Below are 11,696 nucleotides of genomic sequence, written 5' to 3'. Positions count from 1 at the left end.
CTCTACGTCGTCGTCGGTCAGGTGCGCATACTCATTGATATCGGAGATCGCCATCAGGCCCTATTATGCGCTTATCCGCTCTCGGCGTCGCGCCCGGCTGTCCGAGATGGCCGTCTTCAACCCTCGGCGACGGCCGGTGCGTGCATCCATCACCGGAGCCAGGCGCGGTCCGCCGTCTTCTCGGAACCGACGCTCGGACGCGGTCTCCGGGGCGTCGTCGCTGGTGGCGCGTAGATACTTGTTCGGCAACGACAGTTTCGCGATGGTCCGCCACGACTTCCCGTACTGAACCAGGAACGAACCGGTCGTGTACGGAAGGTCGTACTCGTCACACAGCGCCCGCACGCGCAGCGAGATCTCGGCCAACCGGTTGCTCGGCAGGTCCGGGAACAGGTGGTGCTCGATCTGGTAGGACAGGTTGCCACTCATGAACGCGAGAACCGGACCGGACCGGAAGTTAGCACTGCCGAGCATCTGCCGCAGATACCACTGGGCTTGCGACTCCTTGTCCATATCGGCCTTGGTGAACTTCTCGGCACCGTCCGGGAAGTGGCCGCAGAAGATCACCGCATTGGTCCACACGTTGCGTATCACGTTCGCCAGGAGGTTCGCGCTCGCCGTCTTGCGCGCGGCACGCGGCGAGCGGTTCAGAACGCCTGCGATTGCGGGCGCGAGCACGAAGTCCTTGCCGACCTGCTTGCCGATCTTGCGACCGACGTCCCGCATATCGCGTTGGAGTTCAGCCTTGGCTTCGGGCGTCTTCCGCTTCTTGCCCAGTTCCAGATGCTGTGCGGCGACGCCGTATTCGAAGAACAGCGCGAGCAGCGTGTTGTAGGCGAGGTTGCCGAGGTTGAAGGGCCGCCAGCGCTGGTCACGTGTCACCCGCAGCAGGCCGTAGCCCACGTCGTCGTCCATGCCGAGCACGTTCGTGTACTTGTGATGGATGTAGTTGTGGGTGTGCTTCCAGTGCGCACTGGGGCCCGTGATGTCCCACTCCCACGAGGTGGAGTGCACTTCCGGGTCGTTCATCCAATCCCACTGGCCGTGCATCACGTTGTGGCCGAGTTCCATGTTCTCGACGATCTTCGCGACACCGAGAGTCACGGCGCCGACCCACCACACAGGGCGACGGCTCGCGCCCATCGTCAGCATGCGTCCGGTGAACTCCAGGCCTCGCTGGAATCGGATCGTGTTGTGCAGGTAACGAGCATCCCGGTCGCCGCGGTCGGCCTCGATGTCGGCGCGGATCGCATCCAACTCGGCGCCCAAGGCCTCTACGTCGTCGTCGGTCAGGTGCGCATACTCGGGTACGTCAGCGATCGCCATCGTCACTCCTTCTCGCGTGGAAAACCAACTTACGCAATCGTAGGTTACGCAACCGTAGGTTGTCTAGGCGAGCGCCATCGTGAGGCCGATCACACGTCGAGGGTGCAGTCTCCCGCCGCGGCCGTCACACATGTCTGAACCCGCTCGCCTTCGACGTGCTCCACGCCGGTGCGCAAGTCACGGACACAGCCTTTGTCGAGCATGACGACGCAGCTCTGGCAGATGCCCATCCGGCAGCCGAACGGCATGAGCACGCCGGCCTGCTCCCCCGCCTCCAGGAGCGTCTGCGCGCCGTCGACCTCCGCTGTCTTGCCATCGCGCTTGAACGTCACCGTTCCACCCTGGGCGCCCGCCGCGCCGCGATCGAGCGCGAAACGTTCCACGTGCAGACGGTCCTCGTGCCCGTCCTCACCGAACATCGTCGTGAGCATGTCGACGAAGCCGCTCGGACCGCACGCCCACGTCTGCCGTTCACTCCAGTCGGGGACAGCCTCGTTCAGGGTCGCCGCGTCGACGCGGCCTTGGACACTCGTCAGTCGGAGCTTGAGGTCCACCAGACCCGCGGCGGCGAACGACCGCAGTTCGTCGAGGAACAGCACGCCGTCCTCGTCGGGCGCCGAGTGCACCAGAACCGCGTCCACGCGCTGCCCGCGCCGTGCCATGGTTCGCAGCATCGACATGATCGGCGTGATGCCGCTGCCGGCAGTCGCGAACAGCAGTTTCTCGGGCGGCGGGTCGGGCAGGACGAACTCGCCTGCCGGCGCGGCCAGACGTACGACGGTGCCCGGCGTCAGCCCGTTCACCAGGTGCGACGAGAGGAAACCCTCGGGCATGGCCTTCACCGTGATCGCCACGGTCCGATCGGCGACGGAGCTGTCGGGTTCCGACGTCAGCGAGTACGAGCGCCACGTCCATCGTCCACCGACCAGGACGCCGATCCCGATGTACTGCCCGGGGTGGTAGTCGAACGAGAAGCCCCAGCCCGGCGCGATGACGATCGTGGCGCTGTCGGCGGTCACCGACTTCACCGCGACGATCTTGCCGCGCAACTCCCGAGCCGACCACAGCGGATTCACGAGGTGCAGGTAGTCGTCGGGCAGGAGCGGCGTGGTCACCCGCGCCGCGGCGGCGCGCAGCCAATTGCTGCCCTTACCGCCGGACACTCCGGCAACCGGTGCCTCGAATCGTTCCCGCCAGCCCATGTTCGACTCCTCCGCCGTCCCGGTCCGATCAACGAACCGCTAACCTACGCCTCCGTAGGTTAGCGGTTGGACGGCGGGAGGGCGAACGCTGCTGCTCACGCCAAGAGCGTGCCCGACTCGGCCCGGTACGGCGTGAAGAAGTCGTTGGCCGGCGCACCCGAGAGGGACAGAACCAGGCCCGGCACGGACTGTCCGTCGATCTGCTCGCGGATGATGTCGGCGTGCCCAGCGTGGCGCGCGAACTCCTCGAGAAGGTGACCGAGGTAGTAGCGATTCTTGATCGGACGGGAGTCGAGGATCCCGGCCCACGGTGCGGGCAGTTCCATCGAGTCGCCGTCCGGATCGCAACCGCGGGCGGCGGCGATGAACGCTGCCCGATCGGCGTCGAACCGCTCGATGAGCCCAGCCGCCGTCTCGTCGTCGGTCAGGGCGAAGCTGCCCATGTACTCCGCAAAGCCCGCCTCGTCGAAGACTCGATCGACCGACTCGCCGCGCAGACGGGCTGCGGCAGCCGGCAGACTGTGCGCGATGTGCTTGAGGACGCCACCGACCGACAGCACGCTCCGGCACGGCGTGAGACGGGCCTGCTCCTCGGTCAGTCCGTAAAGCGCGGCGCGCAGGTGGTCGAGTTGCTGGTCGAGGTAGCCGACGAAGCCGGTGATCTCGTTGTCGCGAGCGGGTGCGTACATGGTGTCCTCCAGGTGATCTGATCTGCGTGTGCCCTGAGTCTCACAGGCATTGCGGTCAGTTCTGGTCCTGAATACGACGAATTCGTACCGCCCGGCGTCTGTGGCTAGAGGAGCTCGAGCAGAAACGGGAGTTCCTGCGTGGCGTACCAGCCGAGGTCGTGGTCTTCGACGTCGCCGATCGTGAGCTCGGCGTCCTCATCACCGAGGTCGGCCGCATCGACCGCTTTCACCGCAGCCTGCACCGCCGACTCCGCGGCGCCGCCGTCGACGTGGACCGCGACGATGTCGCCGGTCGCCACCCCGCCCGCCACCCGCACCACGGCGTCGTCGAGGTCGGGACGCACAGCGGCGTCGGCGTCGGCGACCACCACGACGCGGCGAGCGGGCAGCCCCGACTCGTCGTCACTCAGCAGCCGCAGCGATGCGCGCGCAGCCTCCCGCAACGCCACCTCGCCGAGCTCTTCGTCGTCGCCGGACGTGTACGCCTCGCGCAGTGCGGGCGTCACGGCGAATCCCGTGCCCCCGAGGGGCAGGAACCGGGCACCGTCTGCCGTGACCAATTCCTGGATCATCGCCAACGTCGCAGGCAGATAGACACGCATGTAGTTGATTCCCTCTCTCATGGCTTCTTCGGCGCCAGACCCACCGGCCCCGCGTGCAGTAGCTCGTCGAACGACTCCACGAGGTACCCGGCCATCGCGGGCAAGTCGGTGACCACGGATCGGTCGGCGAGAAACGCGAACTGCACGGAGTCGCCATACTCGTTCACGCTGATCGCCAGTGCACGCTGGGCCGACAGTGTCGGCACCGTGTAGATCTGATCCACGCGACAACCCTTCAGGAAACGTTCGGAGATGCCGTCGCTCCAGAAGATCGGCACGTTGTACGCGCGCTGGAAGATGCTGCTGAACGCTCGGCTCGAGAATTCGCCGAACGGGACTATCCCCAGCTCCGGGAGGAGCGGCTTCACCTCCGACGTCAAGCGGCTGGTCGTCCCCGCATATCGGTCAGCGAGGCCGGCAACCTGCATCAGCCGCACCACCGGCGAGTCCTCGCCGACCGGGAGATCAGTGACGAACTCGGGGCCGTTCGCGGGCATCCACGATCCGGCATCGTCCGACGCCGCTCCCGACGTGTCCGACCCCGTGTCGGCGTCCCTGGCCCGCAACGGGACGATCACCCGCACGGCCTCGGCGTGGCCGACCGAGTCCTTCACCGACAACGACCAGCGGCGCAGGACCCCGGCGACGACGGCGAGCAGGACGTCGTTGAAGGTGCAGTCGAAGCGGTTCGCGATCTTCACACAGTCTCGGCGTGGAATCTGGGCGGTGGTGAACAGCCGCGCCGACGTGGTGACGGCGTTCAGCGGACTGTCCGGGGCGGCGTCGACGAGCCGCTGGACCGTCGCGGTCACGAGCCGCGCCGACTTGTCGGCCACCGACCAGACGTCGGCCACCGGACCGTTGCCGCGCAACAGCGAATCGACGAGGTCCCGTGGTCGGGTGATCGCCTCGGCGAGTGCGCCGACGGTCATCGACGCCTGCCTGGGCGGTGCGGTCGGTAGCCACAGGTCCTCATCGAGGCTGCGGCCGTCCGGAGTGTCGTCGGTGATGGCTTCGCTCAGATCGCGGTCGGCCGGTCCCCCGATCAGGCACCGATGCGACTTGGTGAGGACCGCGGTGCCGCCGCCCGCGAGGCCTTCGATCAGGTACATCTCCCACAGTGGTCGCGTCCGGTCGAGCGGACGCGACATCAGTCGCGCGATCAGCTCTTCGAGCTGGCCGGGGGTTCCCGGTTGCGGGAGGGCCGACAACCGAACGTGATATGTGACGTCGAATTCGGGATCGTCCACCCACAGCGGGCGACCGAGTCCGAGCGCGACCTCTTTGACGATCTGCCGATAGCGGGGGACCAGTTGCAGGCGACGCTCCACCAGCGACACCAGCGACGGATAATCGAGCCTCCCGCCCCGAGCCGGATCACCAGACGTCGAGTCGACGATCACCAGGGCGCCGGTGAGCACGCTGGTACCGCTCCCGTCGAGGAAGTAGTACATCGCGTCTTCGGCCGACAATCGATTCACCATGATGTGTTCGAGTCTAAGGCGTTTCGCCGCTCCCGGTGCCACCGCGCTGACAGCTGCCGTCGCCGAATGTGCGCTGACGGCTACCGTCACAGAATCCCGAACTCGGTGAGCATCCACCGTTCGACGGCGGGCCGCCCCGGCGACCGGACTGTTCGGAGCTCGACGCGACCGGCGACGGCACGAGCGCGAACATCGCGTTCGACGGTCCCGAAGTAGTTCGCCGCCCGCGCCGACACCATCTGCAAGTGGACTCGACGTAACCGCACCGCAGGCCCACGGACCGGCGCTCGAGCCACCTCGCATTCTCGCTTGCGTAGTGCGACCGCGATCTCTTCGAAGACTTCCACGGTGACGAGCGGCGACAGGTGCTCGCACGGCCGCCGTCCGTCGAGCACTTCGACGATCCGCTGCAGGACCGCGATGACGTAGCCGCGCGCGGCGCGCGCCGCCTCGACGGGCGGACCTGTCGTCGTTTCCCGTGGATCCTGCGTCGTTCCGGGACAAACTCGTGTGACGGTGCTCATACTCTTTGGACGCACGTCAGGTCTCCGCGGTTCCATGACACGCCGCTCGGGGCACGTCACCCGCCCTGAGCGCTCGGTGTCGGCCGTCAGTCAGGTCAGCGGGGCCGCGCCGTGATGCTGCTGGCGCCGCGGCCATGGGATCACGTGCACGACTGCCAGGACGATGCCGCCCCACAGTGCGCCGAACACCGCGGACGCGAGGGTGTTCGCGATCCAGCCGATCGCGCCGCCGATCGACGGGATCAGATCGTGAAACCAGTGCTCGATGCTGTGCACGACGCCGTACGGGAACGCCCAGCCGAGCTCGTCGACGCCTTGCAGCACGATGTGTCCGCCCACCCAGCACATGGCGACAACGCCGACGGCGCTGAGCGTCGAGAGCACGACCGGCATCGCGGTGACCAGACCGCGACCGAACGCGGCGACCGCCTTCTGCCGGCGGCCGGCCAGGGCGAGCCCGATGTCGTCCATCTTCACGATCAGCGCGACGACGCCGTATACGAGTGCGGTGATCAGGATTCCGACGATCACCAGGATCACCGCCCGCGCCACGAACGCCTCGTCGGCCACCTCGTTGAGTGCGATCACCATGATCTCGGCCGACAGGATGAAGTCGGTGCGGACTGCACCCGACACGACCGCCTTCTCCTGCTCGGGGCCGATCTTGTCGACGGTCTCCGCGGCTTTCCCGTGGCCCGAGAGCACCTCCCAGATCTTCTCTGCGCCCTCGTAGCAAAGATACGTTCCGCCGACCATGAGGATCGGGGTGAGCAGCCATGGCAGCCACTGGCTGAGGACCAACGCTATCGGCAGAATGATCAACAGCTTGTTGCGCAGCGATCCCTTCGCGATCTTGCCGATGATCGGCAGCTCGCGATTGGGACGCACACCGTGCACGTAGCGCGGCGTCACCGCGGTGTCGTCGACGACGACGCCCACCGCCTTCGCGCTGGCTCGCCCGGTGGCGGCTGCGACGTCGTCCAGCGACGCGGCAGCCATTTTAGCCAGTACCGCGATGTCGTCGAGAAGGGCGGCGAGTCCTGCGCTCATATCGAGACACGATAGCGCCCGGCGGCCGAAGCCACCGGGCGCTACCTGCGCGTCCTACTTCTTACGACGGTTACGCCGCTCGGCTTCGCGTCGTTCCCGCCGACTGCCGCCGCCCGCTGCGCCACTGTTCGCGGCGCCCACGCGCGCCGGTGCGGGTACGGGTGCCGCACCTGCGAGCTCCTGTGCCTGCGAATGGATCTCGGCCGCACCGTCTTCACCGGGCCCGCTGAACATCTGCGAGTCGTCGTCGGCGGATCCACCGCTGAGCCCCGCAAGCATGTCGCTGACGCTCGTGCCGAGCGCGGGTGCGGGTGCCTCCACCTGGACCTGCGCGTTGAACAGGATCGAGACGGTCTCCTCTTTCATCGCATCGAGCATCGCGGTGAACATGTCGTAGCCTTCACGCTGGTACTCGACCACCGGGTCGCGCTGCGCCATCGAACGGAGGTGGATGCCTTCGCGGAGGTAATCCATCTCGTACAGGTGATCGCGCCACTTGCGATCGAGCACCTGCAGGAGCACGGACCGCTCCAGGTTCAACATGCCCTCGTCGCCTGCCACGCCGACGATCTCCTCGACACGCTTGTCGTAGGCGGCGAGCGCGTCATCGACGATCAACTGGCGAAGTTCCTCGCGCGAGATGTCGTCGCGTTCGCCGAACTCGTTCTCGCCGACGACGTCCTTCGCGTCGATCCCGACCGGGTACAGTTCCTTCAACGCCGTCCACAGGGTGTCGAGGTCCCAGTCCTCGGCGTATCCGGTCGCGGTGGCGCCGTCGACGTACGCGCCGACAACGGTGGACACCATGTCACGGATCTGGTCACGATGGGTGTCACCCTCGAGGATGTCCCGGCGTTCGCCGTAGATCACCTTGCGCTGGGCGTTCATCACCTCGTCGTATTTGAGGACGTTCTTGCGGATCTCGAAGTTCTGTTCCTCGACCTGAGTCTGCGCGCTGCGGATGGCGCGGGTGACCATTTTCGCTTCGATCGGCACGTCCTCCGGGAGGTTGACGCGGGTCATGATCGACTCCAACGCCGCGCCGTTGAACCGTCGCATCAGCTCGTCGCCGAGCGAAAGGTAGAAGCGGGACTCGCCGGGGTCGCCCTGACGTCCGGAACGGCCGCGCAGCTGGTTGTCGATACGCCGCGACTCGTGACGTTCGGTGCCGAGCACGTAGAGGCCACCGACCTCACGGACGTCGTCGACCTCCGCTGCCGCCTGCTCACGCGCGACGGTGATCGCGTCCTCCCACGCGGCCTCGTACTCGTCCGGCGTGTTGACGGGGTCAAGGCCGGCCTTGCGCAGACGCGTGTCGGCGATGATGTCCGGGTTGCCGCCCAGGACGACGTCGGTACCTCGACCGGCCATGTTCGTGGCGACCGTGACCGCACCCAGACGTCCCGCCTCGGCGATGATCTGGGCTTCCTGCTCGTGGAACTTCGCGTTGAGGACCGAGTGGTCGACGCCCGCTTCGGCGAGCTGCTGGGACAGGTATTCCGATCGTTCGACGCTCGTGGTGCCGATCAGCACCGGCTGGCCCTTGGCGTGCCGTTCGACGATGTCGTCGACGACGGCCGCGAACTTGGACTCCTCGGTCTTGTAGATGAGGTCGGCGCGGTCCGCACGGATCATCGGCCGGTTGGTCGGGATCGGCACGACGCCCAGCTTGTAGATCTGCTGGAACTCGGCGGCCTCGGTCTCGGCGGTACCGGTCATGCCCGAGAGGGTGTCGTACAGGCGGAAGTAGTTCTGGAGGGTGATCGTGGCGAGCGTCTGGTTCTCCGCCTTGATCTCGACGCCTTCCTTCGCCTCGATCGCCTGGTGCAGGCCCTCGTTGAAGCGACGGCCGTCGAGCACACGACCGGTGAACTCGTCGACGATCATCACCTCGCCCTTGCGGACGATGTAGTCCTTGTCCCGGTGGAACAACTCCTTGACCTTGATGGAGTTGTTCAAGTAGCTGACGAGCTGGGCGTTCTCCGGCTCGTACAGGTTGTCGATTCCCAGCCGGTCCTCGACGAAGGTGACGCCCGCTTCGTGGACACCGACAGTCTTCTTCTTGATGTCCACTTCGTAGTGGACATCCTTCTCCAGCAACGGCGCGATCCGCGCGAACTCGCCGAACCACTTGCTCGACGAGTCGGTGGGACCGGAGATGATGAGCGGCGTACGCGCCTCGTCGACGAGGATCGAGTCGACCTCGTCGACGACCGCGAAGTTGTGCCCGCGCTGCACGAGCTCCTCGAGGGAGTGCGCCATGTTGTCGCGCAGGTAGTCGAAACCGAACTCGTTGTTGGTTCCGTACGTGATGTCGGCTGCGTAGGCGGCGCGACGTTGGTCCGGGCTCATGCCCGTCAGGATCACATCGGTGTCCAGGCCGAGGAAACGGTGAACGCGGCCCATCCACTCCGCATCACGCTTGGCCAGGTAGTCGTTCACCGTGACGACGTGGACCCCCTTGCCCGACAACGCATTCAGGTATGCGGGCAGCACACATGTCAGGGTCTTGCCCTCACCGGTCTTCATCTCGGCGATGTTGCCGAAGTGCAGTGCGGCACCGCCCATGATCTGAACGTGGAAATGTTTCTGGTCCAGGACGCGCCAGGCGGCCTCACGGGCGACGGCGAATGCTTCGAGCAGGATGTCGTCGAGGGTCTCCCCGTCCGCCAGCCGCTTCTTGAACTCGTCGGTCTTGCCACGCAGTTCGGCGTCGCTGAGCGCTTCCATCTCGTCCGAGAGCGCCTCAACGCTCGTCGCGTACGAATCCAGTCGTTTGACCAGACGTCCTTCGCCGAGTCGGAGCAGCTTGTTGAGCAACGGTAATCCTCTTGGTAGGCGGTCGAGTTCGCCGCCGGCCTGTCACCAACGAGACGACAGGCCGAACAGACCTCCACCCATGGTACGGGGCGCGCGAACGCAGGCACGTCGAGCACACCGATAAGGAGTGTCGCTGCGACCGGAGAGAAGTGATCCGGCCGCCCCCACGGGCGATGCGAGGACGGCCGGAACCTCCGACCGGATCAGGCGAGTCTGATCAGACCGTAATCGAATGCGTGACGTCGGTAGACGACCGACGCCTTGTCGGTCTCCGAGTCGTGGAACAGGAAGAAGTCGTGGCCGACCAGTTCCATTTCATAGAGCGCATCGTCGACGCTCATCGGCGAGGCCGGGTGGTCCTTGACACGGACGACCTGTCCCGGGCGGTATTCGTCGGCACCGTCGTCCCACGGGTCCCACGGGTCTGCGCCGTTCTCGTCGAGTTCGCCGACCTCCGCGATCGGTGGCATCGCGTCGATCGACACCTCGCCGAGTGACGGAGGCCGGTGCTGACCGTCCTTGCGGATCTGCTTGCGTCGCTTGGAGCGCCGCAACCGCTTCTGCAGCTTGTCGAAGGCGAGTTCTGTTGCAGCGTAGAAGTTCTCACCTGTCCCCTGAGCACGAATGATGGGTCCGCGGCCGATGGCCGTCACTTCGACGACCTCGCTGTCCTTGGCGCGGCGAGGGTTGGGTTCGTGGTACAGGACGACGTCGAATCGGAAGATCGAGTCGTCGAAGTGCTCGAGGCGGGAGAGTTTGTCACCGAGATATGCGCGGAAGTGATCGGGTATCTCCACGTTGCGCCCGTTCCAGGAGACGTCGGCCTTCGGAACGGACAGTTCGCCCGCGTTCGACGAGTTCGGCGGCGGCGTGAAGGCCTTCTGCGCCTCCTCCCGTGACTGCGGCTCGGGACCCTTCGGTTCGCGCTGACCTTTTCGGTGAACGACCGTCATATCGAGTTCCTCCTCTGAATGCTCCCACTCGGGGCCCGCCCGGATGGGAAACCGATTTGCGTGACGCACTGCACGGTCCTGTTCGGTGGAGCCGAAGTGCGCAGCAGTGCAACGGCACATCTGGCAGCGACGTCTCCGGTGGCCGCGGGCTCATGCGTCATGCCCGGAGAAAAGGTGCTTCACCTCCCGGCACTCGACGTTCATCACTGCCACTTCCGAAGGTATCCGCAAACTTGCCTTCCGGCCACGCTTTCGTGATTCGTCGCGCCTTACTCACGCGGGGCGAGCGCCGTTCACGCCCCCGCGAGCACGACGACGGTGTCCACCCCGACCCCGGCGCGGGCCAGTCGGCGCACCGACGCTGCGGCGGTCGCACCCGTGGTGAGTACGTCGTCCACCAGGACGACGACGGTGTCCGCGGCCGTCGCCGCCGCCGGTGGGCTCCGGGTCAGTTCGATCGCGCCTGCCAGGTTCGAGGCGCGTGCTCCGGCCCCGAGCCCGGCGGAGTCTTGCGTCAGGTTCGCGGTCGCCAGCAGCGGCAGTACGGTGGTCCGCGGGCCGAGGAGGCCTGCGGCGACCGTCGCGACCGCAGTGACCGGGTCACCGCCGCGTCGTCGGGCAGCCGACCGCTTGGTCGGCGCGGGGATCACTGCGAGCCGCCTGCCGATCGGGAGGTCGCCCCACTGCGCAAGCGTCATCAGCGCATCGGCCAGACCCTCACCGAACGCCTGCGCGAGGTCGCGCCGCCCGTGTTCTTTGAGAGCGAGGACCGCCGCCCGGATCGGCCCGTCGTAGCGACCGAGCGCCCACGCCGGCGCATCGACCTCGACGCGCGGCGCGAGCACGCGGGGCGCGTCGCGCAGGCGGGCTGCGCATACCGGACACCAGAACGTGTCGGGGCGTCCGCACCCGCCGCACACCAGGGGAACGGCGAGGTCGCCGAGCGCTGCGGCGACCTCCCGCAGCACGCGCACCGGCCCACCGGGTCCCATCACCCGATCATCGCCGATCGCAGCCGTCGGTGTCAGCCGCGTCATCCACAGGCT

10 protein-coding genes are annotated in these 11,696 nt (G+C 66.6%); all 10 read right to left on the bottom strand.

All coding sequences use genetic code 11. From position 1 onward, the window contains the following. Positions 1 to 63: 63 nt before the first annotated feature. The 10 genes from ACTIMF_RS15680 to ACTIMF_RS15635 all read right to left on the bottom strand — a co-directional run bounded on the left by ACTIMF_RS15680 (position 64) and on the right by ACTIMF_RS15635 (position 11,642). The gene (locus ACTIMF_RS15680) at positions 64 to 1,326 is read right to left on the bottom strand and encodes a fatty acid desaturase family protein (RefSeq protein WP_442351213.1); all 1,263 of its coding nucleotides are present in this window, start codon (positions 1,324 to 1,326) and stop codon (positions 64 to 66) included. An 89-nt stretch (positions 1,327 to 1,415) separates the two neighbouring features. Then, positions 1,416 to 2,528 (bottom strand): ferredoxin reductase, encoded by a 1,113-nt coding sequence (locus ACTIMF_RS15675; RefSeq protein ID WP_442351212.1) that lies wholly within the window; start codon positions 2,526 to 2,528, stop codon positions 1,416 to 1,418. 95 nt (positions 2,529 to 2,623) lie between these two features. Beyond that, positions 2,624 to 3,217, bottom strand: a complete 594-nt coding sequence (locus tag ACTIMF_RS15670) for a mycothiol transferase (RefSeq protein WP_442351211.1) — start codon at positions 3,215 to 3,217, stop codon at positions 2,624 to 2,626. A gap of 104 nt (positions 3,218 to 3,321) precedes the next feature. Next, positions 3,322 to 3,819 carry a DUF6912 family protein gene (locus tag ACTIMF_RS15665; RefSeq protein ID WP_442351217.1) on the bottom strand — a complete coding sequence of 166 codons (498 nt, stop codon included), beginning with the start codon at positions 3,817 to 3,819 and terminating at the stop codon, positions 3,322 to 3,324. Between the two features lie 17 nt (positions 3,820 to 3,836). Next, the gene (locus tag ACTIMF_RS15660; RefSeq protein ID WP_442351210.1) at positions 3,837 to 5,303 is read right to left on the bottom strand and encodes a wax ester/triacylglycerol synthase domain-containing protein; all 1,467 of its coding nucleotides are present in this window, start codon (positions 5,301 to 5,303) and stop codon (positions 3,837 to 3,839) included. A gap of 86 nt (positions 5,304 to 5,389) precedes the next feature. Continuing rightward, positions 5,390 to 5,827: an Rv3235 family protein gene (locus ACTIMF_RS15655; protein ID WP_442351209.1), complete on the bottom strand. Its 438-nt coding sequence runs from the start codon at positions 5,825 to 5,827 to the stop codon at positions 5,390 to 5,392. Between the two features lie 90 nt (positions 5,828 to 5,917). Further along, positions 5,918 to 6,877, bottom strand: coding sequence for a DUF808 domain-containing protein (locus ACTIMF_RS15650; RefSeq protein ID WP_442351208.1), 960 nt, complete (start codon positions 6,875 to 6,877; stop codon positions 5,918 to 5,920). Between the two features lie 54 nt (positions 6,878 to 6,931). Further along, entirely contained in the window at positions 6,932 to 9,697 is a 2,766-nt protein-coding gene (gene secA / locus ACTIMF_RS15645) for a preprotein translocase subunit SecA (RefSeq protein ID WP_442351207.1), read from the bottom strand. A gap of 203 nt (positions 9,698 to 9,900) precedes the next feature. Further along, complete coding sequence (hpf, locus tag ACTIMF_RS15640; RefSeq protein WP_442351206.1) at positions 9,901 to 10,650, bottom strand: ribosome hibernation-promoting factor, HPF/YfiA family; 750 nt, start codon at positions 10,648 to 10,650, stop codon at positions 9,901 to 9,903. Positions 10,651 to 10,943: 293 nt separating this feature from the next. Further along, the gene (locus ACTIMF_RS15635) at positions 10,944 to 11,642 is read right to left on the bottom strand and encodes a ComF family protein (protein WP_442351216.1); all 699 of its coding nucleotides are present in this window, start codon (positions 11,640 to 11,642) and stop codon (positions 10,944 to 10,946) included. Between the last annotated feature and the right edge of the window lie 54 nt (positions 11,643 to 11,696).

Origin of the sequence: Gordonia sp. (in: high G+C Gram-positive bacteria) (assembly GCF_052106715.1) — a bacterium.
Taxonomy (GTDB): Bacteria; Actinomycetota; Actinomycetes; order Mycobacteriales; family Mycobacteriaceae; genus Gordonia.
The sequence above is the reverse complement of the archived record's forward strand: the minus strand, read 5'-3'. Positions and strand labels throughout refer to the sequence as shown.

Coding starts and splice junctions, on each gene's coding strand:
- hpf (WP_442351206.1), bottom strand. CDS start 10,650: ATGACGGTCGTTCACCGAAAAGGTCAGCGCGAACCGAAGGGTCCCGAG.
- ACTIMF_RS15650 (WP_442351208.1), bottom strand. CDS start 6,877: ATGAGCGCAGGACTCGCCGCCCTTCTCGACGACATCGCGGTACTGGCT.
- ACTIMF_RS15670 (WP_442351211.1), bottom strand. CDS start 3,217: ATGTACGCACCCGCTCGCGACAACGAGATCACCGGCTTCGTCGGCTAC.
- ACTIMF_RS15655 (WP_442351209.1), bottom strand. CDS start 5,827: ATGAGCACCGTCACACGAGTTTGTCCCGGAACGACGCAGGATCCACGG.
- ACTIMF_RS15665 (WP_442351217.1), bottom strand. CDS start 3,819: ATGCGTGTCTATCTGCCTGCGACGTTGGCGATGATCCAGGAATTGGTC.
- ACTIMF_RS15635 (WP_442351216.1), bottom strand. CDS start 11,642: ATGGGACCCGGTGGGCCGGTGCGCGTGCTGCGGGAGGTCGCCGCAGCG.
- ACTIMF_RS15660 (WP_442351210.1), bottom strand. CDS start 5,303: ATGGTGAATCGATTGTCGGCCGAAGACGCGATGTACTACTTCCTCGAC.
- ACTIMF_RS15675 (WP_442351212.1), bottom strand. CDS start 2,528: ATGGGCTGGCGGGAACGATTCGAGGCACCGGTTGCCGGAGTGTCCGGC.
- ACTIMF_RS15680 (WP_442351213.1), bottom strand. CDS start 1,326: ATGGCGATCGCTGACGTACCCGAGTATGCGCACCTGACCGACGACGAC.